The following is a 25,219-nucleotide window of genomic DNA, read 5'->3' as shown; positions in this document are numbered from 1 at the left end:
GGATTTTGGTTTAGATAAGAGGTGAGAATCGGATGCTCATCAAGCTCGCATGGCGAAATCTATGGCGGCAAAAACGGCGGACATTGTTAACCGCTTCTGCGTTAGCTCTTGTTCTGTTTCTCTCCTTACTGACTCGAGCGTTCCAAGAAGGAAGTTACTCCTCAAATATTAAAAACGCTGCGAAGTTCTATACGGGATTAATTCAGCTACAACATCCCGATTTTGGGGACTCCTCCAGCATTGATGATGTCCTTCCACAAACGCCAGCGTTCATTGCATCTGCTAAAAACAACCCTGATATCGACATCGTTCTGCCGAGAATTGAGTCATTTGCGCTTGCCGCCAAAGACGAACGATCCAAAGGCGTGATGGTGCTCGGCGTTGAGCCTGACGCTGAAGATAGCTACTCCAGCATTAGTGACAAAATCGTACAAGGGCGCTTTATTGCATCTGGACAAAACTCGGTGCTTGTTGGTGAGGGTTTGGCAAACTACCTTCATTTGAACGTTGGTGATGAACTGGTGTTGTATGGTTCGGGTTATCGTGGTCAAACGGCGGCTGGACTGTATCAGGTGTCCGGTATTTTGCACTTTCCTTTGCAGCAGTTAGATTCTCAGTTGGTCTACATGCCTCTTGATACCGCACAAGCGTTGTATTCGCTTGATAACCAAGTCACCGCATGGGTCCTTAACACTCAAAGTTTACGCGTGTTGCCTGACATTGTTAAACAACTAAAGCGCCACTACGGGAATGGCGTCGCAGTAAAAAGCTGGCAGGAGCTGTCGCCAGAACTTTCTCAACAGATAGCCTTGGACAAAGCGGGTGGGATCTTTTTGATCTATATCTTGTACGGCATTGTTGGTTTTGGCCTGTTTGCCACGATTTTGATGATGACGTTAGAGCGCCAGCGTGAATTTGCGGTGATGCTCGCGACGGGTATGTTGCGCAGCAAGCTGATGGGGCTCGTCGCCATTGAATCGATGTTTATCTCCGTTATTGGTCTTGTGCTCGGTGTCTTGATCAGCGCGCCTGTGCTTGCGTATTTCTATATCAATCCGATTGAGATTACAGGCGATGCTGCACAAGTGATGCTGGAGAGTGGCTTTGAACCAATCGTACCTGTTTCGCTAGACCCGTATTTGTTAATGGATCAAATTCTTGTCGTTCTCGTTATTTTATCGTTATGTCTGATGTATCCGATGGCTAGACTTCTTCGCTTGCCCATTGCTAGTGGGCTAAAAGGAGGCGCGCATGTTGATTAAATTGGCGTGGCGTAATTTATGGCGGAACAAGCTCAGAACTTCCATTATGCTGGGAGCGATGGTGTTCGGCTTAATGGGCGTTGTTGCCATGATTGGATTCATGAACGGTTTGGTCGACAGCATGATCAAAAACGCGATTGCGTGGCAAACCAGTCATCTACAAGTGCATCAGAAATCCTACCTTAATAATCCTGACCTTAGTGACACAATAACGAATTATCAAACGATAACGGCCGCTTTGGCTGCACATCAAGATGTTAAAGCGGTATCGGCGCGATTTCTTGCTGATGGCATGATTGCTTCTGCGCGTAGTACGAGAGGCGTTCGGATCAATGGCATCAATATTGAACAAGAGCAAAGTATCACACCGCTTACAAGCCATGTGATAGACGGAGAATGGTTAAACGAAGTGGGAAGAAACCCCATTCTTGTTTCGCAAAAAACCGCAAATCGGTTGAAGCTGCGTGTTGGATCGAAAGTGGTTTTAACATTATCTGACATCAAGGGTGATGTATCTGGCGCAGCTTTTCGCGTTCGAGGTATTTTTAAAACGCCATCCACCACGTTTGATGACGGTAATGTCTACGTCCGTAAAGTCGATCTCGAAACAATCGCAGGCTTGTCGGGTGCGCATGAAATTGGCGTTTTGTTGAACTCCAACGAGACTGAACAGCTAGAAAGTGCAGAGGCATTTACGTTATCAATATTGCCACAAGCCAACCGTGAACAATTGATCGTGAGAAAATGGCAAGAAATACAGCCTTTACTCGCAACAATGATGAGCTCAATGGATATCTCTAACCAAATTATGTTGGTCGTTTTCGTACTTGCCATGACTCTCGGAATCATCAACATCATGCTGATGTCAGTTTTTGAAAGAACGAGAGAGTTTGGGGTGTTAATGGCGGTTGGCATGCAGCAGCATAAAATTCGCACACTGATTATTTTGGAAACGCTATTCCTTGGTTTGAGTGGTTGCGCGCTAGGGTTATTAGGAAGCGCAGTCATGTTGAAAATACTGAGTATTACTGGCTTATCGCTTGGCGCACTTGCTGATGGGTTAGGTGCTTATGGCGTCGATACCTTGCTTTATCCAAGAGTGTCGTTTTATGAATATCAATTGATTATTGTGGCTATTTTTGTCGCGAGCTTATTTGCGGCTTTGTATCCAGCAAGGCAAATTCTCAAGCATCGACCTGCGGATGCCATGGCGGAGAAAACGTAATGACGATTAAATTGGAAGGCTTATCCAAGACGTACAACCCAAAGAGTGACTTCCCGGTACATGCGGTTCAGAGCGTAGATTTGGAGATCAAGCAAGGTGAGTTTGTCGCTATTATGGGACCTTCTGGTTCAGGGAAAACGACCCTACTAAACATGTTGGGCGGGATCGATTCTCCTACATCAGGACGCGTGGAAATTGATGGATGCTTAATCTCTGATATGTCAGAAAAAGAGTTGATCGCTTATCGACGCGATAACATTGGCTTTATCTTCCAAGATTATAGTCTGCTCCCCGTACTGACAGCTCTTGAAAACGTCGAGTTTGTTATGCAATTGCAAGGGAAAACAGAAAGGGAATGTCGTGAACGCGCCAGCGCGCTACTGCAACAGGTTGGATTATCACAGCAGATGCATAAACGTCCGAGTAAAATGTCTGGAGGCCAACAACAGAGAGTTGCGGTTGCAAGAGCATTGGCACCAAAACCAAGGTTTGTAATGGCAGATGAGCCTACCGCCAACTTAGATGCAAAAAGTACAGCCGAGCTGCTTGATATCATGGAACAACTCAGTGAAAAAGAAGGCACGACATTTATCTTTTCTACCCATGATCCTAGAGTTATTAAGCGCGCACATCGAATCATAGTATTTGAGGACGGGCGTTTGGCACGAGATTTTGCCAACATTGATAACACCATAGAGAAGAGCCATGCGTGGTAGAGTAGAAGGCGTAAGCTTACTATCCAAGTTATTGCGGCTTTTTTTTGCGTTAAGTCCTGCGGTAATTTGCATTAAAACTAATGCCAGCATACCGGGTTTGGAGCCTGAAAAAGCATGGGATATCAATGGCTATGTGAAATACATGGCGACCTATAGTATGCCTGACGAGCAGGGTAATACCCTTGACCATCTACTCCATAACCGGATTAACGTTGAATATCGCTTTTCTCCTGAATGGCGAATAAATCTTGGTATCAGGAATAGAGCATTGTGGGGCGATGCGCTTGAGATTCCTCGATATGCAGAACTCGTGGCGCTTGATAATGGGTATTTTGATCTAAGCAAAAATTGGCGAGAAGATAATGCAATCCTCAATACCCAACTGGATCGACTCTACGTCTCTTGGAGTGACCAAGATTGGAGTGCAAGGTTAGGGCGGTTCCGGGTCAATTGGTCAATGAACACCATTTGGAACCCAAACGACATCTACAACGCCTATTCTATTTACGACTTTGATTACGAAGAGCGGGCGGGCACCGACGCTGTCATGGTGAGTAAAAAACTTGGGTTTGCCGATGGGTTAGATCTCGTTTTCTCTCCGTCAAAGCAGTCTAAAGAAAACAGCACGTCACTACGATATTTCTCCAACGTTTCTGGTTGGGACTATCAAATCATTGCGGGTCGATCTCGGCAAGACTATGTTCTTGGAGCAGGGTTCGCGACTGATATCTATCAAGCCGGGTTTCGAGGCGAGTTAAGCTGGTTTGATCCTATTGATACAAAGCATCAAGGTCAGCCTACTGAGGATACGACAGTCGCTAGTTTGGAATCAGACTACAGTTTTGGTGGTGTGCGTAACTGGATGGTGAGAGGTGCTTGGTTGTTTATTTCTGAACCAAAGCCAGCGAGCAGCGCATTAACTTACCTAAACCTCCCTCTCTCTGCGAAAACCTTGAGCTTCACGGAGCATACTGTTTATGCCGATGCTAGCTTCGACTTAACGGCGCTCAACCGCGTCACCTTATCGGCTAGTTACTATGATGATGGCTCTTACTTTGCTGGATTATCCAGCAGCTATTCACTCAGTGATAATTGGCAACTGCTAACTGTAGTTCAACATTTTAACGGTACGGACGGCAGCTTATTTGGAGAAACACCTGCAACTTTGGTGTTTGCTAATATCCGGTATAGTTACTAGAGATGCCTTTCATTTAGCTGCTATCCCTAAATAATGCAATCAATCACAAATAATGCCTTGTTCTGAAGTTGTTTTTGATACAAGCATTTAACATTTTTATAAACATCGTTATATTTAAGGCTCATCGTTGTCAGGAGTTTATGGATGAACCTTACGATATCAGGGAAGTTGCAGCTCAGTTTTGTGCTGCTAGCCGTACTTTTTATGGCATCAGCGGTATTCACGTATCGCAACGTCACCACCGTAGAGCAATACGCCTCTTCGTTACTTAAATCTGATCTACCGACCGTCGACACCAGTCGCGGTATCCAACAGTCCGTTCAAGCGTCGCTGTCTTCTATTCGAGCCTACATGTTGTTAGGTGGCGATGAAGAGGCGAGTGCACGTCTGAGTGAGGACGTGCGCAATATCATGGCATCTACAGACGAGTCGCTTCCAACGTTGCAGGCTTTGATCTCTGAACAGGACTTTCAAGCGATTCAAAGCCAGTGGGACGCAGTAAAAGCCTCTCTAAACAAGCTGATTGAGCTCAGCCACAGTGATGAGAACTTACCCGCGCACAACCTCTTTATTAACGAAGCGGCACCCATTGCAGAAGTGGCACTTGATCAGCTTCAAAGCTTAATCAACGAAGAGTCTGGAAACCCATTTGGTGGAGACAGAAAGCGTCTGTTTAAAGTTTACGCCGACAGCTATACCTCGCTCGCCAATGCATTGTCTGCTCTGCGAGATTTCCTGTTGTACGGGCAACAAGATCATCTGGACAAATACCACGACTTGATTAAGTACCACAATCAGTCTGTGGCGGAAATCGACAGCAAACTCGACAGGCTTACTGATAACGACCAATCATTGTGGTCACTGTTTAAAGAAATGCAGCAACTGTACTTTCCTTTAGCAGAGCAGGTGATTGCATTACGTCAGTCACCAGAATGGAACGAATCAAACTTGCTGATGGCGAACGAACTGTTGCCAGCAGCAGATGCCCTAGACCAAAGCTTAGAGACGATCGTATTGGCGCAGCAAAGTCGTGCTGATCAAAGCGGACAGGGCATTAATCAGTCCATCAAGAACGTACTCACCACCATGCTGATTGCGGCAGCGTTGGTTTTGTTTGCCGCAGTAGCGATTTCAAAATACATGGGCAACACCATTGGTCGCCGAGTGAAAAACTTATCGGAGCGAGCAAAGACGATCGCTTCAGGGGACGTTTCTCAGCCTTCGCTCACTGTTGTTGGGAAAGATGAATTGGCAGACCTTACCGATTCGATTAACCGCATGAACCAATCGTTAGCGAGCATCGTGGCCGGGGTGAGTGAGAAAGCGCATCAAGTGGATACCAGTATGGGAGCTTTGTTGGAATCGGCGCAAGTCACCTCATCGAATGTGGAACAGCAACAGACCAGCATTGTTGAAATGGGAAGCCAATTGGATGAAATAGCTTTGGCCGCGCGTAACACCCTAGATCAAGCCAATCAATCGGTGCAGAAGCTTTCTGATTCAAAAGGCGAGATTGAACAAGGTCGTGATGCTTTAGAGCAAAACAAAGTCACCATGGAAAGCTTGCATGGCAGCATTGAAACCGCGAGTACGCAAGTGACACAGCTAAGCAAAGAGAGCGAAGCCATTGGTCGAGTGACGGAAGTAATTGAAGGTTTGGCAGAACAAACTAACTTATTGGCATTGAATGCCGCGATAGAAGCGGCGCGTGCGGGCGACCAAGGACGAGGCTTTGCGGTTGTGGCGGACGAAGTACGTATGTTAGCGACTCGCACTACTCAATCGACGACAGAAATCAACGGCATCATTAATGCGATTCAACGCTCTACCAATTCGGTGGTTGAGGAAATTGAACACAGTCAATCACTTGCGGAGCAGGGCGCTGAGCACATTGAAAAAGCGGTAACTCGTTTGCTTGTTACTACTGAGCAAATAGGTTCCTTGAATGAGCAAATGGCAGAACTTGCGGCAGCGGCAGAGCAGCAATCTCATGCGACCAATTCGATCACTGGATTAATGTCCGATATTACTCAATCAGTGGATGAGGTTTCGAATAACAGCCAACGTGCATCAGAGACATCATTGCAAGTAAAAGAGCAAGTTACCGAGCTGAATCAACAGATGGCAACTTTTAAAACGGTGTAGATAAGGTTTACGTCTGTTCATCGACTTTTGAACGTTAACCAAATAGTAAAAAAGCCCCAATCCTTTTTACACAAAAAGGGTTGGGGCTTTTTGTTGGATGATACGCCGATATTCGTCTACTTGCTCATTGGATTTAGCTATTTAAATCATAGCTAAAACCAAATTCTCTTCACCGAGCCGGAGTCGTAATATGACTCCATCGGCAGCAAATACTGCAAAAGAATTTTTAAACTTTATACCAATCCCGGTAAGAGAATCGTTCGTTACTACGATTGGTATCATCCTTCTAGGAGCAAGATTATGAACAAACAAGTAAGCCTAATTGGTCTAGACAGCGAACAATCAGCACAACTAGCTCAACAGCTAAATCAACTGCTAGCGCATTACCAAGTGTTGTACATGAACTCTCGCGGTTACCACTGGAACATCAAAGGTGCGCAATTCTTCGAACTGCACGTAAAATTTGAAGAGATCTACACGGATCTACAAACAAAAATCGATGAGCTTGCAGAGCGGATTCTAACCTTGGGTCATACACCAGCGCACGCATTCAGCCACTACTTGGAAGAAAGTGAAATTAAAGAACATCAAAACGCGACTTCTGGTGAGGAGTGTGTACAAGGTCTGGTTCAAGGCTTTAGCGTTCTACTTCTAAAACAGCGTGAGATTCTACAAAACGCGGGTGAAGCAGGTGACGAAGGTACCGCGGCATTGATGGGTGACTACATCCGTGAGCAAGAAAAATTAATGTGGATGCTTAACGCTTACCTACAAGGCTAAGCGACGCATCACCCGAGCACTCACTTGGGGACGCATAAATAAATCGGGAATAAGTCAAAGGAGCACGCGAGTGCTCCTTTTGTTTATGAAAGTGCCTAGTTAGTCGTGAATGTGCTTAAAAGACTGAAAATGTTCGAGTAAATCGGTCAGCTCTGTTACAGCAAGAGAGGCGGAGTCGTGGAATTGTGCAGTCGTATTGTGGTGAACAAGGCAGGATGGCATTTGGGCGTTGTATGCGGCTTGTAGGTCATAAAGGAAATCGCCCACATAAAGCACTTCATCTGGCATTAATCGCCACTCTTTGGCTAGGACTTGGAGCGATAAAGGATCAGGTTTTGCTGGGTAGCATTCACGAGTGAGGACATGTTCAACATCAATTCGGTTATGTTCCAACTTACGCTGCGTAGCGATCAAACAGTTGCGCGTTACTATCGCGGTTTTAACTTTATGCTGATGTAAGTATGCCAAAAGCTCGTGGCAACCCAGCATCGGAGATGATTGCTCAGCATCAGAAATTTCATGATCAAAGATAACATTATGGGCATGCTCTCTCTGATGTGGATGGTCAAGCTTATCAACAAAATCCAATAAATCTTCGTTTTGTGGACAGCCTAGTTGCTGACGAAGATCTTTGAAGTTCATATCGGAGCTGACGAGTGTATTGTCTAAGTCGAAAATAACGGCTTTGACTCTTTCAAGTTTTAATGGAAAAGGAACCATGATGACCTCGTACGACTTAAACCAAGCTATCTTTCTAAAAACAAAAGGTTATTGTTAATTTTAGATTCAAACGTGTTACTTGTACGAAAATAAATCACTGATACGTCACAAATTAAATAGTCTCAATGATGTTGGTGTTTGATTACTTCTCTTCAAGACGGAAAATTTTGCCTGTATCTGTTGAAAAATAGACATAGCCATCCGGACTGATGGTGATATCCCTGACTCGCTCGCCAAGATTCTCCATCAATCTTTTTGATTCGGTGAGCTTGCCATTCTCAATAGAAACCACGTTGATGTGCGCCAGCTTCAAGGCACCGGCGAGGATTTTTCCATCCAACTCTGGGTACTTATCACCACGATACACCACCATATTGCTTGGCGCGATAGACGGAATATAAACCAACTTTGGGTCTTCCATATTCGGTAAGCTTTTCGCTTCTCCAACGTCTAACGGTCCCCAATACTCTTTACCCTGAGAGACTTTTGCCCAGCCGTAGTTTGCACCTTTCCTAATCAGGTTGATTTCATCACCACCACGAGGGCCATGCTCAATCGACCAAAGCTGTTTTGTTGCTTCGTCGTAAAACATGCCTTGTGGGTTACGGTGCCCGTAACTCCATATTTCAGGGCGAGCCTCAGAAGTCTTGAATGGATTATCTTGTGGTACCGAGCCATCAAGGTTGAGGCGAAGAATAGTGCCTGCATGGGTTTGAGTGTCTTGCCCATTACCACGTTCGCCACGGTCCCCAATTGAGAAGTAAACCTTGTCATCGACAAACGCAATACGGCTGCCGTAATGACGACTGGTGTCCGTGATGGCGTCGGCGACAAAGACGTCTTTCCAACCCACAAGTTGATTGTTTTTCAATTGTGCGGTCGCTAAGGCTACAGTATTTCCTTTATCGGTACGTTTGCTGTAAGTAAAGAAAACCTGTGGATTTTGTGGAGCGGTATTCGGCACTAGAGCTACATCTAATAAACCAGCTTGCCCACTGGTGTTCACATTCGGTACTTTGAAGAGGGTTTGCTGTTTTCCCGAAGCAATATTAAGTAATGAAACGGTGCCGTTTTTTTCATTCACGATCATTTGTTGCTTATCGAGAAATTCAATTCCCCATGGGATTTGAAACCCATTGGCGACCTCATTGGCACGATAGTCCGCAGCATCGATAGAAAAAGCTAGGCAAGCGAGTAGGGTTGCAGTGATCGTTCTCATGGTTCCTTCCAATATGAATCCAAGATACTTAAAAGCTAACACTAAAGGAGGACGTTTGGCAGGGTATGCGAACATAAAAAATCCCCAATACGAGATCGGGGATTGAATTAAGACTAGAGAATTGTTTACTTAGCGAGCCTACATCGCTTCTTCGAAGATCTTAGAGATCTCTTCGTGCGTTGCTTGTTTCGGGTTAGTGAAACCACAAGCGTCTTTTAGCGCGTTGTCCGCTAAGGTTGGGATATCTTCTAGCTTCGCACCAAGTTCTTTAATGCCTGATGGGATGCCGACATCTTTAGCGAGCTCAACGATAGCGTCAATGGCCGCCGCAGCACCTTGCTCTGCTGACATACCTTCAACATCAACACCCATTGCTTTAGCAACGTCACGTAAACGCTCTGGACATACTTGCGCATTGTAACGTTGTACGTGAGGTAGAAGAATTGCGTTACATACACCGTGTGGTAGGTCGTAGAAGCCGCCTAGTTGGTGCGCCATTGCGTGAACGTAACCAAGAGATGCGTTGTTGAATGCCATACCTGCCATGAACTGTGCGTATGCCATTTGCTCGCGAGCTTCAAGGTTTTCACCGTTTTTCACTGCTGTGCGAAGGTGAGCTTGAATCAGTTCAATTGCTTTGATTGCTACCGCGTCAGTGATTGGTGTCGCAGCGATAGATACGTAAGCTTCAATCGCATGTGTTAGCGCATCCATACCTGTTGCGGCAGTAAGAGACGCAGGTTTAGCAAGCATCAATTCAGGATCATTCACTGACATCAATGGTGTTGTGTGTTTGTCCACAATCGCCATCTTAATGTGGCGCTCTTCATCTGTGATGATGCAGAAACGCGTCATTTCAGAAGCAGTACCAGCCGTTGTGTTGATTGATACGAGATGCAGCATTGGTTTTGCGGATTGATCAACGCCTTCGTAATCGCCGATCTTGCCGCCGTTTGACGCCACTAAAGCGATACCTTTTGCACAATCGTGCGGTGAGCCGCCTCCGAGTGAGATAACGAAGTCACATTCGTTTTCTTTTAGCAAAGCTAAGCCATCATTAACGTTGGTGATAGTAGGGTTTGGTTGAGTGCCATCGTACACAACGGTTGCTACGTCGCGTTCAGTGAGAAGGTCTTGAACTTGTTTGACTACACCGATTTGGTTAAGGATCTTATCCGTAACGATCAAACCTTTTTTAAAGCCTTGAGATTGGATGCTGTCTGCTGCGTCTTTTAAACAACCAGCGCCCATTAGGTTTACCGTAGGGATAAAAAATGCACTTGTCATATTGGATAGCTCCGTCGTTATTTTTAATAATCTTTCTTAATTTGCCATTTACTGTCGCACACTCGTTTCCAGATTGAAGTTGATCTGAAGCAAGTTTACCTATTTAGAGGTATTTGCAAGAGAAAAACTGTGACAGTGATCTTGTTGCACAGCGTATAGGTGCAACACAGATATAAAGTAGAACAAATATGAAACCAGTGACGCAATCGATTGGCAAAAATTGATATCTAATACGGATATATCTCTAAATTAGACTAAAGTATAAAAAATCCCCATTAATAACTTAACTATCAATGGGGATGGGAGGTAGGTTTATAAGTTATCTATCAATAATTAGGCAATATCAATCAGCTTTGATACTAACTTTTCGATACCTGATGCCGCTTGAGAGATATTCTCTGCCAACATATAAGCTGGGGTTGATAGAACGAGGTGTGTTTCATCAAAAACGATATCCTCGACAGAGCAAGTGATGTGCTCACCGCCCATTTGATTAAATGCTATCGAGATCGCTTCATCGTTGCCTACGGTGCCTTTCACGCCTTGATCATAAATCATCGGAATAATGACAGGTGAAATACACAGATAACCTGCTGGCTTTTTCGCATGAGCGAATGCGCGACATGCTTGAGCTACGTGTGTATTAATCGAGCACTCAGCTCCTGATACAGCGAAGTCAGTGAGGTTTTTAGCGGCACCAAAACCGCCAGGTAAGAGTAGGGCATCAAACTCATCTGGGTTTAATCTTGCAACATCATCAATATTGCCACGTGCAAGGCGTGCAGATTCCACCAACACATTTCGTGTTTCGTCCATCTCTTCGCCAGTTAGATGATTAATCACGTGTAATTGATCGATGTTAGGAGCAAAGCAATGCCATGATGCACCTTCTTTTTCAATGGCATGGAGTGCTAATACGGCTTCATGCAGTTCTGTGCCATCGTAAACACCTGAACCACTGAAGATAACTGCGACTTTTTTCATTTGAGAATTCCTTTAGTCTGAGGTTTCCGTTTGTTGCTCTGTTACTTTTAGATGTTGAGTGCTCGAATCAGTTTCGGCGATTTCGCTATCGTCGTCTTCTTCATCATAGTAGCGCACAACAAAAGGTGTAAGCATAACACTCGAGGGCAGAAAATGTTTCATATCGACTCCAACTGCGTAATGGAGTGATTTTTATACTGATTTTTATAAAACAGTACGTTGAACCTGATCATTTTTGAGTTAAGCTGATGTTTCCTTTGGCATTCGTGAGTGGTAGGTCACATGAAATCAGTGCAATTTCGTTTCACACTTTATGGTTGTATTGCCATCCTCTCTTGGAGTTGCTTACTTGGCATGGCCAGGTTGGTTACCGAGAGCCTAGGTCCCGTGGGCGGGGCGGCCATGTTGTACTCTCTCAGTTCTATTTTCCTTCTTATCGTAGTTGGCATTCCGAAGTTATCGTACTTTTCTCCAAAGTATCTCGTGCTTGGTGGCGCGATGTTCGTTTGTTATGAAATATTTCTCGCTTTATCTCTGGGATATTCCAACTCGCGTGCGCAGGCTATTGAGGTGTCGATTGTCAATTACCTTTGGCCAGCACTCACCGTTTTGTTTGCGGTTTTAGGCAGTAACAAAAAAACAAACTGGCTGCTTTATCCAGCGGTTGCGCTGGCGTTTATCGGAGTCGCGTGGACGGTGAGTGGTGAAAATGGCTTATCCGTTACTCAGATTATGTCCAATGTCAGTAGTAACCCTTTGGTTTACTTTATGGCTTTCGCAGGAGCAGTTATATGGGCTTTTTATTGTAATTTAACCCAGAGGCAGCAATCCAAACATAACGCGATTACGTTGTTTTTCATTGCTACTGCTGTTTCGTTATGGGTGAAATATGCGTTTGCCGATGAGCCAGAGATGACTTTTTCATGGGAAGCAATGGGCTACCTTTTTGCTTCTGCGGCGTTGATGGCTGGTGGTTATGGTTTGTGGAACATCGCGATTGTTGGCGGAAACATGGTCTTTCTTGCGACACTTTCTTACTTTACGCCCATTTTCTCTGCGCTATTTTCTTCCATTATTCTTGGTGTGACGTTGAGCCCGAGCTTTTGGCAGGGGGTTGTGATGGTTACGGTGGGCTCTTTGCTTTGCTGGGTTGTCACCAAGGAGAAGCGTGAAGCTGCAGGTTAAACCAAAATTATCTGATTTTATCTTTGCGCTGTATGCTCAAATGACAGAAAGAAAAAAGCTCCCGACCGAGGGAGCTTTTTTCTTTCGTGTTCTAACAGTTTGCGACGTTTAAATGGAGTTGCAGTTTGAATCTGTGCTTCGACAGACGTTTCGTTAACTGAGTACGAGTTTGTTCCAATTTATCTAATGCGATGGTGTCGTCATCGACGTGCAAATCGATGTTAATGCGAAGCTCTTGGCCCACTTTAGTGATACCCGCTAACTTTAGCTGGTGGTCAGATGTTTTTTCTATCTCTAGTACATCATTGCCAACGACCTGACATAGCTCTTTGCTTGGTGTCATCATTAGTAGCTCACGTAGTGCACCAACCAACATATCAAAAGGAACTTTCAGAAAGTAGAAGCCCATTAGCACCATCATCATAGGATCGGCATAAACCGCATATTCAGCGAATGGCGTTAGTGATACAGCCCAAGCTGCAACAAATCCTACCGTCACTGCCACACTTAATAGCGTATCCATCTGCCACTGTTTTTTCTCTGCTTCAATCAAGCCTGATGAGAAGCGACGGCTGCGTTTAGCCATAAACCACCAAGCGTAACCACAACCGATGACGTTTACGATGCCGAATAGAGTGGCAATAGAAGCATCGACTTCACGGCCTCCGGACATCAATGCTGAAATTGCAGAGTAAAGAGAAAAGCTTACAACCACTAAAATAACAGCCGCTTTTATCGCAATAACGATTGGCTCTAAGACCGCTTTTCCAAATGGGAATACAGATTTTGAGGGCTTGTTAATATAGTAGGAAGCGGCCAGTGACAATAAAGTTAACAGTAAGCTGACCAAAGAGTAAACACCGTCAAAAACGATGACAATTGATCCTACAAGCAAGCCAAGTACCATACCACCAGCAGCGAACCCAGATGCTAAAAGGGCTGAAATGGTTAGAATACGGTTTTCGTTTTTGCTTGTCCTGTCACACATAAAAGATGCCTTTAAATTTTAATACCTTACTATTCTTCTCGCATAAGGTAATTTAGGCAACCACTAAGTGAGCAGGTTCTAATCTAAAAAGTTGCGTTTTTGTTTATGTTCTTATAAAACAATAACTTGCCGCATTATCTTGGTGCCAATAAAATTGGCGCTCACTGATAAAATGTTTAGAAGTCAAATAAATACTCGCTCAATTTATCCGCTAACCATGTCATTGCTGGGTGCTCAGTTTGACCGTTAGGTGAAAACATACAGTAGTCTTCTTGTGTCAATCCGTATGTATGCTTGATAACGGCGAGCTTTTGCTGGCGAAGGTAATGGCGGATTAATGGTTCTGGCAGTACACCCCAAGCGTCTTCTTCTAAGATAGTGTTAAGCATGTAGTCAAAACTTGAAAAGCCAATGTATCGAGTCGAGAAAGGCTGCAGTTCAGGGTTGTCTTTCTCATTTAGGTACACCATCAATGCTTGCATCTGACTGCGTAGATCTTCGTCTGAGACTCGGCGCATCTTACTTAGGCGATGTTCCGCACTGCATACTGACATCATACGTATCTTGCCTAGCGGGTTATACACGATACGAGGATCGTCGACGCGCTCATAATCAACACCAAAGGCAAAATCCACTTGGTGGGTACTAACTAAGTTGGCCAAGTCGCCACTGGATGCCAAGATTAAGTTGAAGGTTGTGGAAGGGAAGCGGTTATTCAGTGTATGAGAAAGCTCCTGCCAGAGATCATCAGGCAAGGAGTCGTCACGTGCAACCCAAACTTCCGCGTTAAAACCTTCCGAGATTTGAGCACAGGTTTTTCTTATCCGCTGTGCGATGATAAGTAGGTGTTCGCAATCTTTGTAAATGGCTTTCCCAGCTTCAGAGAGAGTGAGCTGGTTGCCAGTTCGGGTAAACAACTCAACGTTGAGATCTTTCTCTAAAGCCTTAATCGACATACTGAGTTTGGTGCGATTACAATCGAGTTGCCTTGCTGCTTCAGAAACAGAACCACACTCAGCGATGGTGCAGAAGGCTTCTACTTGAGTTAAGTTCATGATTTGACACAACCAATAAATGAATTCAAATAATTTGGGTATTATGCAGATGTGCTCCCAAAGCCGTGAAAGATTATCGAAAAAAACGCGAATCCGCCAGATAAGTCTATGGTCTTTTAACGGTTTTGCGGTAATCTATGTGGGTTACAAAAAGTGAACATGGAGGCCACGATGGCACAAGATTGGGACGGCTTAGCAAAAAACTGGGAATCAAATCCAGCAACAGAGCAATTTGCGCAGTCGGTGTTTGAGCAGTTACAACAGCTAACTCAGCTTGATGGCATTAAAGTACTAGATTTTGGATGCGGAACAGGGCAGTTAAGTCAACGATTGTCACCGATGGTTAAAGACATCGTAGCATTAGACGCATCGGAAGCCATGATTGAAGAACTCGATAAAAAAGAGCTTGCCAATGTAGAACCTGTCGTAGATGCATTGTCTCGCGGCTTGGTCGCTCAGCATCCAGCGTTTCGTGGACAGTTTGACCTAGTAGTTGCATCGTCAGTTTTAGCGTTTGTGGAAGACTTAGACGCGTCATTAAAAATCTCGCATTCTTTACTTAACCACGGCGGTTACTTTGTTCATTTTGATTGGATTGCAGAATCTGAACAAGACGGTTTTACCCTTGCGAAGTCTAAACGTGCTTTGAAAGATGCAGGTTTTACTGAAGTGGAATCACAACACGTTTTTGACATTACATCTGACGGTAAAACGATGTCGGTATTAATGGGGCTTGGTCGCCGTTAAGACTGAATAAAGAACACCACATGATAAAAGCGAGCTACCTAGCTCGCTTTTTTCTTATCGGTTGAGGGTATGTACCCAAGTTAATCTCATTTGTTCTTCAACCTGTCGTTGCGTGTGTAAGCAAAGTGGTTCTCTAACAATCAAGTGTTCTGAGGTTATTTTTGGGCGACTATCCTGCGTATCTCCTCCAACACTTCAGGATTGGCTATTGCACCTAAATTTTCTACGCTCCGGTTGTTAACGACTTGCTTAACGGCTAACTCAACCAGTTTTCCCGAACGGGTCTTAGGAATATCGCTTATTGCGTAAATCGCACTAGGTACATGCCTTGGAGAACATGCAGACTTTAGCTGTGCTTTGATGGAGGCGATCATCTCGTCGTTGAGCTCTATCCCTTTCATTAATTGGACAAACAGCCATATTTGTTCGTTGCGATCGACTTCTTTTCCTACTGCGATGGAATCTAGAATACCGTCTATACTGTTCACTTGCTGATAGATTTCGGCCGTGCCGATTCTTACGCCACCGGGATTCAACGTGGTATCACTTCGACCATAAAACACGTATCCACCAACGCTGGTCTGTTCAACATCGTCGCCGTGGTGCCAAATATTGTCGAACTTATCCCAATAAGCACGATGATATCTTTCCCCGGTGTCGTTCCAAAAGCCAGCAGGAAAGTTGGGCAATGAATTGGCACAAACCAACTCACCGCGCTCTCCGATTACGCTATTACCCTGCGGGTTAAAGACTCTGACATCGACCCCTAATCCCGCTGATTGGCACTCTCCTCGATAAACGGGAGAAATAGGGTTGCCTAACACAAAGCAGCCACAAATGTCTGTCCCGCCTGAGATCGATGCGAGGTGGACATCTTCTTTAATGTGCTGATAGACATAATCAAACTGTTCTGGATACAGAACTGAGCCCGTTGAGCAAATGGTTTTAAGACTTGGAAATGCATCACTTTTCGGCGGAGAAAAAGAAACTTTTTCCAATGCCTCTAGGTATTTCGCCGAAGTTCCAAACAGCGTCACTTCGGCTTGTTTAGCGAGGTCCCAAAGCACGTTATGAGCGGGATAAACAGGGCTACCATCAAAAATTACTAAACATGCGCCGCTCGCGAGTGAAGAAACGTGCCAGTTCCACATCATCCAGCCGCAGGTCGTGTAATAAAACACTCTGTCGTTAGGTTGGATGTCGCAATGCAGTTGGTGCTCTTTCAAATGGTTAAGCACTGTTCCGCCGACGGAATGAACGATGCATTTCGGTTTGCCTGTCGTGCCTGAAGAATAGAGCACAAATAGCGGATCGTTAAAATTAACACGAGTAAAAGTCAGCGCTTCGGGTGTGTATTGATTCAGGACGTTTTGCCAATCTTGAGTGCAGACGTCGCATTCAAAAATGTGTGGTTTCAGGTAGCTAATTTGGCAAACCTGTTTAAGACCATCAAGATGATCCGCAATATGCTGGTTTTTCTCAGACATATCGAAAGTTTTGCCATTGAATGTATAGCCATCACAAGTAAACAGGATTTTAGGTTTCACTTGACCAAAGCGCTCCAAAACGCTTTCAACGCCAAAATCAGGTGAGGTAGAAGTCCAGGTTGCCCCTAAACTGGTGGTTGCTAACATGGCTATCACCGTTTGAGGTAAGTGAGGCAAATAGCCAGCGACGACATCACCTTGCTTGATTCCACATTCTTTCAACCATTGCTGGACACTCGAAACTTCTTCACACAATTGTTTCCATGTGTAGGTTTGCTTTTCTTCACGTTCATTTTCAAACCAAATCGCGAGATCATCGGGTTGGTGACACGCGTAGGTTAGCAAGTTTTCTGCGTAGTTAATTTGTGCGTTTGGGAACCATTTTATGTCTCTATTTTCGACGGGTTGCTGCCAGCGACTTTCTGCTTGCTCCTTTACGGTCTCTCCTTGAGTACCAATGACGTCGCAGAATAACCAGACTTCTTGCCAAAATTTTTCCACATGATCGAGCGACCATTGATGCAGATCGGCGAAGTTTTCAATGGTATTTCCTTGTCGATTAATGTGTTCAATAAACTGTGTGATGTTGGCTTCTTCGATACGACTTTCGCTCGGTTGCCATACTTTGCTGCTCTCGCGCATAGGTCCCTCTATAACAAAGTGGTAACAGATTTTAGTTTGAGAGGAATACACGATAAAGTCAAACAAGCTAGATATTATATCGTGTCATAAAAATCATGCAGTTACGATGCGTTGTAAACAATATGTTACATCGAGTCGATACTGAGAAAATCGTGTAGGGATTGGAAGCTCTTAAGACTGAAGATAGGCTTAATGTAAAGGATTTGTTAATGGAGATGTGCCATGACTCAGTATCGTTCTAAACCCGTAAACCAGGAAGGCAGGGTTGAATGGAGCCGTGAAGAAGACGCCATTTGGCGAGATTTGGTAACACGACAAATGGGTGTGATCCAAAACAGAGCTTGTAAGGCTTATTTACACGGTTTAACGCTGCTTGATTTACCTCAAGACCGCGTTCCTCAATTGCCAGAAATTAATCGTGTCCTGATGGAGACAACAGGTTGGCAAGTGGAGCCCGTTCCCGCGCTTATTGATTTCGACCGTTTTTTTAATCTGCTCGGTAATAAGCGCTTTCCCGTCGCCACATTCTTGCGTACCAGAGAAGAGTTCGATTACTTGCAAGAGCCGGATTTCTTCCATGAAATATTTGGTCATTGTGCGATGTTAACCAACCCAGATTTTGCTGCATTTACCGAGCATTATGGTCAACTAGGGCAAGCCGCTACACCAAAACAAAGAGCCTATCTTGCTCGTCTCTACTGGTTTACCGTAGAGTTTGGCTTGGTCAAAGAAGGGGACAAAACCAAAATTTACGGTGGTGGTATTCTCTCATCTCCTGGCGAAACCCTCTACGCATTAGAGAGTGATGTAGCAATTCGCGACCCATTTGAGTTACAAACTGTGCTGAGAACGCCTTATCGTATAGACATCATGCAACCGAAGTATTACGTGATTGATGACTTTTCTCAGCTCTTTAAAATCAGTCAGTTAAATTTATTGAAACAAGCCGATCTAGCGATTGAAGCTGGACTGCTTCCTCCACTTTTTGAACCAAAGGAACCTGCTCATGTTGAATGAACAAAAATGCGAAGCTTGTAGTATCGATGCTATTGCACTAAGCAAAGAAGAACAACAATCTCTGTTGCTGCAATTGTCTGATTGGCAGATCATTGAAAGAGAAGACATACCTCAACTAGAAAAGGCGTATAAATTTAAGAACTTCAAACAAGCATGGGCTTTCAGTAACAAAATCGCGGAACTGGCAGAAGATGAGTTCCACCATCCTTCTATTTTGTTGGAGTGGGGTAAGGTCACCGTAACGTGGTGGAGTCACTCTATCAAAGGTCTGCATAAAAACGATTTTATCTGCGCATCAAAGTGTGACGCGCTCGCATCGGCAGAGTAGGAATTACCTCATACAAAAAACGCCCGGCTTACGTCGGGCGTTTTGGTTCTAAATGACTTTAAATTACTTTATAGATTGATTCGGAAGACGGATGTCGTGCCCGATACCTCATTGCCAACGGCGATAAAATGACCACCATTACGGGTAAAGTAATTAATGGATTCTGGACCTAAATCGCCTGCTTTTGGATTGTATGTATCGTTCATGCATTCGCCATCTTCGACTTCTGTACACACTGGCTGATTGTAATCACGGCGGTTTACGTAATGCAGAAACTGCGCTTGTTTCGGGTCTGTGATGTCATAAATCATGACACCGCCTTGACGCTCCAAGCCGATAAACGCGTAATGACGACCGTTAATTTGTGCTACTTCAATCGCCTCTGGCTCAATGCCTTTATCATCGCTTCGGTCATCGCTACTATTATTGTTATCGTTGGTACTGTTGAAGTGCTTGCCTTCATTCAGCAGCGCGATAGTCGCGAAATCGTCATCGCTATCAAAGACCAACTTGCCGTTTTCATCCCAAATCGAGAATGAACGCGCGCCAAATGCTTGAACCTTATCTTGTGCAGAAAGCGTTTGTTCCGGCTTAATCACTTTTAAACGCGCGAGTTGTTTGTTGTCTTTTAGTGCCTCTGCCAATGGGTGTTCTGCTGCCACTTTCAGCTTCTTACCGCGCACTTCATCAATATGGCTTAAACAGGTTCCTTGCTCAGATGTGTATTCATCTGTACCAAGGAAATCGTCTTCATCCCACATAAAGCCTGCTTTGTCGCACAGTTCTTGAGTGGTTTTGAATCCGTACTCACGTCCGTCGCCTTCATTTGCAGATACGATGTAAGTACTGCCATCCACTGAGTAGCTGTCGATGGTGTCAGGCATAAATAAGCCAACCAGTTGTGGGTAGCTTTTCAAGTTTCCAATAATTTTGTCTTTGTTAGACGCATCGAGTTTAGCGTCCGACCAAGACTTCTCACCTAAGCCAACAATTCGCTCTACTGATTTGCTCTCTGGATTGACGATTGCCATGGCGTTATTTTCTTGTAGCGCGACATAGATTTTACCGTTATCTGCAAAAGTGAGGTATTCAGGCTCTAGATCTTGAGCGATGGTGGCGTTTGGCCCCGAAATACGCACATTCATTGGAAGCTCTGCTTTTCGTGAGCCATCAAATTCGTTAAAGCCAATTTGTGTCACTTCTGTTTGAGTAACGCCAAGGTTCAGATCGATCAAAGAGATACTACCTTCAGGATCGACGCTGTAATCGCTGTTTGGTTCGCCCTCATTAGCGGTTGCAATATATCGGCCATCTTTCGAGAAGCCTACCATGTCTGGCAAAGCGCCTGTTGGGAAAGTCGTGACTAATGACAAATCGTCGGAGCGGTACAAACCAACAATACCATTCGCTTGTTTATTACTGTTTTCAATCGCAACCGCGACCAAACCATTGAATACAGCGACACTGTTTGCTGCGCCAATTTCAATGCCCGCTGCTTCGCCAGCGCTGTTGAGGTCAATGAATGCGCTTTGCGTTGGTACGCCGTTGTCATCCATAGAAAGTACATCGACACGTTTTGCTTGAGCATTGACCACATAGAGCTTATCCGTACAGGCGTCATAACTGACGATTTCAGCTGCCGATGTGTCGAATGGGGCATCAGCAACGGATGTCCCGATAAACGTTAACCCTTGAATTGAAGTTTCCCCAGCAACGGGCGCAGTGGTAGGTTTGCATTGTGTAGCGAATGAAGCCACGGTATCTTCGGGTTGTGATGAACACGCGATGGCAAGTGATGACAATGCGAGTGCACCGATTGCCTTTAAAGGGGTGATCATGATATCTCCTTATCAATCCGATACGTTGTCAATCAGCATGGGGTTTATGCTTCTGTCCATTTCCGCAATTGGAATGATGGAACGCTGAATGACGTGTGATTTGGTAAGGCTCTGAATATATGTATGATTGATGACTCTTATATTGGCTTTTTATGAAACTAATGTGTCATCAAAATGATGAAGTAGGGATTGAGGAATAATGGAATTAAAATCGTTTTTAGATTTATTGGCAGCTTCACCAGAGCAGGTCGAATTTGAAGCAACGATGGCGGTGATCGAAGATAACTATACGTTTGAGCCAACCGCTTTTGTTAATGGTGAGACGCAAAACAACGCGGGTGAGAACAACGGTTCGTGTAAGATCTTCGCTTTCGGCTTGCTAAATAACCTAGACAAAGAAGCGACACTAGCCTGCTTTGGCCGTTTTTATCGTGAAGATGTATTGCAGCATCCAGAGAATAGCGATCACCAGAATATTCGTAATTTTATGGTAACAGGGTGGGATGGTATTAAGTTTGAAGCACCCGCTTTAACCGCTAAATAAACACCAGTCAGAAAACGCAGAACAGTAAGCCAGTCGTATTATGCGACTGGCTTTTTTTCTAGACATTTTCGGCACAAACACAGCTGGTTGGCGCTTGGCTTGGGTAAATCACGGGTTTCAATAGTAAAGCACCAACAGGTTTCTTTGCCTGCGGCGATATCACAATGGGCTTGAGTCCCGCACTCAGGACAATTGTGCGTTGAATCTTCCCCTGCGATTTGTTCGATAATTGTATCTCGTTGGAGATTGGTTTTGTCTTTCCATTGGATGATTTCATCCATCGTTCGGTGACAACCAGAGCATATTCCGGCGTTATTTTTACATGCTGCTCGACAAGGTGACTTCATTGCTTTCTCGTTCTCATTTTTTATGCCGCGTACTCTAGCACAAAGCGAGTCAAAGCCGCCAAAATAAACGTGAGTGCGATTTGCTGGTGAGGAGAGGGCGGCAGTGATATTCTTGGACGAGTTACCTAAAATCTTTGTCACTTATGTTAGAAAAAGAAAACCTCATTAAACTCGCTAGAATGCAAATGCCATTTGGGAAATATGCAGGGCGAGTGTTAATCGACCTACCTGAAGAATACTTACTGTGGTTCGATAAAAAGGGCTGGCCAAGCGGCGAACTAGGGGATTTGCTCAAGCTGTGTTTAGCGCTCAAAATTGAAGGCTTAGATAGTGTCGTGAAGCCTATGAAGCGTATGTAACTAGCCACAGAAACTCCCACTTTTAATGAAAAGACTTATTATGAATTTTGATATCGATGCACTGAAACACCACCAATTGGTCGAAGATGGTAAATTAGAGGGATGTTACATTCATCAGCCAGCTCAAGGTAGCCAGCAAGATGACAAAGCTGTTTTGGCAGAGCGCCAAGCGTTGGAAAAAATGGGGTATAAGGTAATACAGGTGAAAGCTAAAGGCGGGACAACAACGTTTGCCGAGGCGATGCAAAAGCTTGCGAAGGAAACTGGTCACCTGCCTAAGGAGTAAGTGAGTGTAACCTGCCACAGCCTCCCTAGTTATTCCACGATACCATGTGTTTTCATCAAAAGAGCCAGACCGTTAGGCTGACTCTTTTTTGCTCCAAACCCGTTGAGAGCTTAAACATTTATCGTATCAATAAAGTCCGTCAGTAGAGAAACCAGTTAGTTGCATAAATAACGAGAAGGACTAGAAGACCTAGAAGGAATGGGAAGGTTAGCATCATTGCGAACTTTTTCTTGAAGCTTGGTTTATCGAATACCACGCCTTCGGCTTCCCTTACTCTTCGCTCTTCATCAAAATGCCATTTAATAGCTAAGTAGGCTCCAATACCTAGTACAATAAGCTTAAAAGCGCCAGCAAAGTACGGAAAGAAGTTAGCCCAACTGTCGTTCATTATCCATCTCTCTCAAATTAAATATGGGCTTTACGGTAGCAGAATCCAAGGCTCATGTTTAGTGCGCTCCCAAAGTCAGGTGCCCTGGCTAGCACAAGCCTACAGCTCGAGCTAGCTGTCCACAACTCTCTTTGTAACATCCTTGGTTATTAATGATTTAATAGAAAAGGACTAGAGCATTTATATCCAGAGGCGTGTCTGTATGGTTTGTAACGTTTTTGCCCCATTCCAATTTACCTCGTTTGATCGTCTCTTTGCCTAATAGTTCCCATTTATAATGATCTTGCCGTGGTTCAAGGCCCATTTCATCCAATGTTACCGTTGCCAGCCCATCAACATGTGCAGTATAGGGTCTGAGTTTTGAGTGGATACAATCTTCTCGGATTAGCCACCATATCGTTCACGATGACCAACAGCCAAGGTCAGGTCATGCGTTTGTCTCACAGCCTAAAAGTGCAAGTGAGAACCGCGGTCACAGTAAAGAATTTGTTTTGTATCATATTGGGTTTGCCATCATGCCAAGATTTATGATGGAGAAAGAGTTAGCTCGAGGAGATTAAGTTCGCATCCTATTTGATGTACACGACTTGGAGAACCCGACTTATGCGGGTACTACTAATAGAAAGCTTCGATGCCGTTTCGAGTTGAGTTCTTGAAGAAAAAGGCCGGTGCGTTTGAATAGTATCGAACGCCACCTATTAAACTCAGTATTCCCAAAGCAAAGCCCACCGACAAGTGGGCTTTGTTCTCTTTCAATAACGAAAATAATAACTAGTAGCTCGCTTGAATGCTGACACCGCTATAGTTTGAGTAACCTTGAATCATGACGTGGTAACGTCCACTTTGTGTCGCGCTGACCGTACATGTTTCATTGTTACCGTATTTGAAAGGTCGGCAGTCCCATGCATTCAGTGTCGGTTTTGCACCAAAACGGAGATACAAATCCGCATCACCGCTGCCACCATACATTTGTACGGTTAAGCGCTGCCCAGCTTCTACATCAACATAGTAATACGCGACTTGACCGGTTGAGCCACTTAAACCGCTCACTGGCACACCCGAGGTTAACTTACCTTCTGGATCCGGTGTTGGATCTGGGCCACCACAGTCTTGGCCACAATCAGCATCCGTTAAGCTATAAAGTAGCTTGTTCACGCTGCCTCTTGTGTCCGTCACCTTTCCGCTAGTTGCGCGGCTAACGATCAAGGCCTCTACTTGGCTTGGCGACAGCGAGCTGTTTTCTTGAAGATACAATGCCGCTACACCCGCCACATGTGGCGTCGCCATCGATGTACCACTAATGGTTTTGTAACCACCGTCATACCACGCAGATTTGATTTGTGAGCCTGGTGCAAACACATCCACACAACTGCCCCAGTTTGAAAAACTCGAACGTGCATCCGTGCTGGTGGTCGAGCCGACAGTTACACCAGTAGCAACGCGCGCTGGAGAGTAGTTACACGCATCGGCATTGGAGTTACCTGCTGCTAGCATAAAGCTGACACCTGATTGAACCGCACTTTGCACCGCGCTATCGAGAGCGACAGATTGACCGCCACCCAAACTCATATTGGCAACTGAAGGTCCGGAAGCGTTCGCAGCCACCCAATCCACACCGGCGATAACACCAGACGTGGAACCCGATCCGGTACAGCTCAATACTCTCACGCCGACAAGGTTGACGTTTTTCGCAACACCATACAAGCTGCCGCCAATGGTGCCCGCAACGTGTGTACCGTGTCCATTACAGTCACTTGCATCTGCATCATTATCGACAAAGTCATACCCAGAAACCGAGCGCCCACTAAACTCAACGTGTGCATTGTTCACACCAGTATCGATAACATAAGCCGTTACCCCAGTCCCATCAAAGTTGGCACTGTAGTTGTTATCGAGTGGCAAGTTACGTTGGTCGATTCGATCTAGTCCCCAAATGGCATTGGTTTGATTTGCGTCTGCCGAGACTATTGGGTCAAGAGATAGGATTCTGTCTTGCTCAATGTAGTCCACACGAGGATCAGAACGCAGATCTTTTAGTTGCTCAGGACTCAAGTTAGCGACAAATCCACTGATCGAGTGGTCAAAAACCGACTCCACTTGTATCGAATATAAACCGGACATGCGGTCTACAGACTGTTGCGTGAATTGCTCGAATTCCGGTGAGCTGCTCGCCATCATTTGCGGTTGTTGAAATACCACTATATATCGATCTGCAATGGCGATGTCGTCCGGTGCAAGCATTAATGTGGCAGGCAATGTGTCGGGAGCTTGTTGCAACTCTGCACTGTCCGCAATCTCATTGGGTTGCGAAAAAGCGAGAGAAGAATGAAAACAGAGCGCGGAGGTGATACAACAACTTAGTAGTTTCTTTAACATAAAATGTTCCTTGAAATCATAGTCTTGTTGAATTTTACCTAGTACCAAACTGTCAACACGAAAACACAGACAATCAGCGAGTACGCTCAATACGTG

25 protein-coding genes are annotated in these 25,219 nt (G+C 44.9%); 13 read left to right on the top strand and 12 right to left on the bottom strand.

The genetic code is table 11. The features are described 5' to 3' along the window. Positions 1–32: 32 nt before the first annotated feature. The 6 genes from FR741_RS20980 (at position 33) to FR741_RS20955 (ending at position 7,326) form a co-directional block, all read left to right on the top strand. Positions 33–1,262, top strand: coding sequence for an ABC transporter permease (locus FR741_RS20980; RefSeq protein WP_005391149.1), 1,230 nt, complete (start codon positions 33–35; stop codon positions 1,260–1,262). Beyond that, entirely contained in the window at positions 1,252–2,487 is a 1,236-nt protein-coding gene (locus FR741_RS20975; protein ID WP_150917920.1) for an ABC transporter permease, read from the top strand. The genes FR741_RS20980 and FR741_RS20975 overlap by 11 nt, the downstream gene beginning before the upstream one ends. Then, entirely contained in the window at positions 2,487–3,203 is a 717-nt protein-coding gene (locus FR741_RS20970) for an ABC transporter ATP-binding protein (RefSeq protein WP_005391145.1), read from the top strand. The genes FR741_RS20975 and FR741_RS20970 overlap by 1 nt, the downstream gene beginning before the upstream one ends. After that, positions 3,193–4,401: a hypothetical protein gene (locus FR741_RS20965; protein WP_167427633.1), complete on the top strand. Its 1,209-nt coding sequence runs from the start codon at positions 3,193–3,195 to the stop codon at positions 4,399–4,401. Before FR741_RS20970 ends, FR741_RS20965 begins: the two co-directional genes overlap by 11 nt. 144 nt (positions 4,402–4,545) lie before the next feature. Next, positions 4,546–6,546, top strand: a complete 2,001-nt coding sequence (locus FR741_RS20960; RefSeq protein WP_167427632.1) for a HAMP domain-containing methyl-accepting chemotaxis protein — start codon at positions 4,546–4,548, stop codon at positions 6,544–6,546. A gap of 300 nt (positions 6,547–6,846) precedes the next feature. Then, entirely contained in the window at positions 6,847–7,326 is a 480-nt protein-coding gene (locus tag FR741_RS20955; RefSeq protein ID WP_167427631.1) for a Dps family protein, read from the top strand. 99 nt (positions 7,327–7,425) lie between these two features. Here the strand turns inward: FR741_RS20955 and FR741_RS20950 are convergent, their stop codons facing one another. From FR741_RS20950 to FR741_RS20930, 5 genes are all read right to left on the bottom strand, one after another. Continuing rightward, entirely contained in the window at positions 7,426–8,046 is a 621-nt protein-coding gene (locus FR741_RS20950) for an HAD family hydrolase (protein ID WP_046873693.1), read from the bottom strand. Between the two features lie 142 nt (positions 8,047–8,188). After that, on the bottom strand, positions 8,189–9,265 hold the full coding sequence (locus FR741_RS20945) for a PQQ-dependent sugar dehydrogenase (protein WP_046873692.1): 1,077 nt from the start codon (positions 9,263–9,265) through the stop codon (positions 8,189–8,191). A gap of 138 nt (positions 9,266–9,403) precedes the next feature. Further along, positions 9,404–10,552, bottom strand: a complete 1,149-nt coding sequence (yiaY, locus tag FR741_RS20940) for an L-threonine dehydrogenase (RefSeq protein ID WP_167427630.1) — start codon at positions 10,550–10,552, stop codon at positions 9,404–9,406. A 333-nt stretch (positions 10,553–10,885) separates the two neighbouring features. Continuing rightward, positions 10,886–11,536: an isoprenoid biosynthesis glyoxalase ElbB gene (elbB, locus tag FR741_RS20935; protein WP_046873691.1), complete on the bottom strand. Its 651-nt coding sequence runs from the start codon at positions 11,534–11,536 to the stop codon at positions 10,886–10,888. A gap of 12 nt (positions 11,537–11,548) precedes the next feature. Beyond that, on the bottom strand, positions 11,549–11,698 hold the full coding sequence (locus tag FR741_RS20930; protein WP_167427629.1) for a hypothetical protein: 150 nt from the start codon (positions 11,696–11,698) through the stop codon (positions 11,549–11,551). A 120-nt stretch (positions 11,699–11,818) separates the two neighbouring features. On the opposite strand from FR741_RS20930, the gene yddG reads away from it, so the two are divergent. Further along, positions 11,819–12,721 carry an aromatic amino acid DMT transporter YddG gene (yddG, locus tag FR741_RS20925; protein WP_167427628.1) on the top strand — a complete coding sequence of 301 codons (903 nt, stop codon included), beginning with the start codon at positions 11,819–11,821 and terminating at the stop codon, positions 12,719–12,721. Between the two features lie 91 nt (positions 12,722–12,812). On the opposite strand, the gene FR741_RS20920 is transcribed toward yddG, so the two are convergent. Beyond that, positions 12,813–13,709: a cation diffusion facilitator family transporter gene (locus FR741_RS20920; protein ID WP_046873689.1), complete on the bottom strand. Its 897-nt coding sequence runs from the start codon at positions 13,707–13,709 to the stop codon at positions 12,813–12,815. A gap of 176 nt (positions 13,710–13,885) precedes the next feature. Then, positions 13,886–14,764 (bottom strand): LysR family transcriptional regulator, encoded by an 879-nt coding sequence (locus tag FR741_RS20915; RefSeq protein WP_006742040.1) that lies wholly within the window; start codon positions 14,762–14,764, stop codon positions 13,886–13,888. 171 nt (positions 14,765–14,935) lie between these two features. On the opposite strand from FR741_RS20915, the gene FR741_RS20910 reads away from it, so the two are divergent. Then, complete coding sequence (locus FR741_RS20910; protein WP_006742039.1) at positions 14,936–15,511, top strand: class I SAM-dependent DNA methyltransferase; 576 nt, start codon at positions 14,936–14,938, stop codon at positions 15,509–15,511. A 155-nt stretch (positions 15,512–15,666) separates the two neighbouring features. On the opposite strand, the gene FR741_RS20905 is transcribed toward FR741_RS20910, so the two are convergent. Then, positions 15,667–17,640: an acetoacetate--CoA ligase gene (locus tag FR741_RS20905; RefSeq protein ID WP_167427627.1), complete on the bottom strand. Its 1,974-nt coding sequence runs from the start codon at positions 17,638–17,640 to the stop codon at positions 15,667–15,669. Between the two features lie 222 nt (positions 17,641–17,862). Here FR741_RS20905 and phhA point away from each other — a divergent pair, with 222 nt between their 5' ends. Beyond that, a complete protein-coding gene (gene phhA, locus FR741_RS20900; protein WP_005391119.1) occupies positions 17,863–18,657 on the top strand; it encodes a phenylalanine 4-monooxygenase in 795 nt (264 codons plus the stop codon). Further along, on the top strand, positions 18,647–18,985 hold the full coding sequence (locus FR741_RS20895) for a 4a-hydroxytetrahydrobiopterin dehydratase (protein ID WP_167427626.1): 339 nt from the start codon (positions 18,647–18,649) through the stop codon (positions 18,983–18,985). The genes phhA and FR741_RS20895 overlap by 11 nt, the downstream gene beginning before the upstream one ends. Positions 18,986–19,053: 68 nt before the next feature. Here FR741_RS20895 and FR741_RS20890 read toward each other — a convergent pair whose 3' ends face one another. After that, the gene (locus FR741_RS20890) at positions 19,054–20,823 is read right to left on the bottom strand and encodes a choice-of-anchor I family protein (RefSeq protein WP_167427625.1); all 1,770 of its coding nucleotides are present in this window, start codon (positions 20,821–20,823) and stop codon (positions 19,054–19,056) included. A gap of 199 nt (positions 20,824–21,022) precedes the next feature. On the opposite strand from FR741_RS20890, the gene FR741_RS20885 reads away from it, so the two are divergent. Continuing rightward, positions 21,023–21,367 (top strand): HopJ type III effector protein, encoded by a 345-nt coding sequence (locus tag FR741_RS20885; protein ID WP_065646937.1) that lies wholly within the window; start codon positions 21,023–21,025, stop codon positions 21,365–21,367. 38 nt (positions 21,368–21,405) lie between these two features. On the opposite strand, the gene FR741_RS20880 is transcribed toward FR741_RS20885, so the two are convergent. After that, the gene (locus FR741_RS20880; protein WP_167427624.1) at positions 21,406–21,714 is read right to left on the bottom strand and encodes a cysteine-rich CWC family protein; all 309 of its coding nucleotides are present in this window, start codon (positions 21,712–21,714) and stop codon (positions 21,406–21,408) included. A gap of 143 nt (positions 21,715–21,857) precedes the next feature. Here FR741_RS20880 and FR741_RS20875 point away from each other — a divergent pair, with 143 nt between their 5' ends. Both FR741_RS20875 and FR741_RS20870 read left to right on the top strand, forming a co-directional pair. Then, positions 21,858–22,073, top strand: coding sequence for a DUF3820 family protein (locus tag FR741_RS20875; protein WP_167427623.1), 216 nt, complete (start codon positions 21,858–21,860; stop codon positions 22,071–22,073). Between the two features lie 40 nt (positions 22,074–22,113). Continuing rightward, complete coding sequence (locus FR741_RS20870; protein ID WP_046873683.1) at positions 22,114–22,359, top strand: hypothetical protein; 246 nt, start codon at positions 22,114–22,116, stop codon at positions 22,357–22,359. A gap of 139 nt (positions 22,360–22,498) precedes the next feature. On the opposite strand, the gene FR741_RS20865 is transcribed toward FR741_RS20870, so the two are convergent. Together FR741_RS20865 and FR741_RS20860 are read right to left on the bottom strand one after the other, a co-directional pair. Beyond that, positions 22,499–22,747: a hypothetical protein gene (locus FR741_RS20865; protein WP_046873682.1), complete on the bottom strand. Its 249-nt coding sequence runs from the start codon at positions 22,745–22,747 to the stop codon at positions 22,499–22,501. A 771-nt stretch (positions 22,748–23,518) separates the two neighbouring features. Beyond that, positions 23,519–25,123 carry a S8 family peptidase gene (locus tag FR741_RS20860; RefSeq protein ID WP_167427622.1) on the bottom strand — a complete coding sequence of 535 codons (1,605 nt, stop codon included), beginning with the start codon at positions 25,121–25,123 and terminating at the stop codon, positions 23,519–23,521. Positions 25,124–25,219 lie beyond the last annotated feature (96 nt).

It is taken from the genome of Vibrio diabolicus (assembly GCF_011801455.1).
GTDB lineage: Bacteria > Pseudomonadota > Gammaproteobacteria > Enterobacterales > Vibrionaceae > Vibrio > Vibrio diabolicus.
Note: the sequence above shows the minus strand (reverse complement) of the source record. Positions and strands in the feature narration are given on the sequence as shown.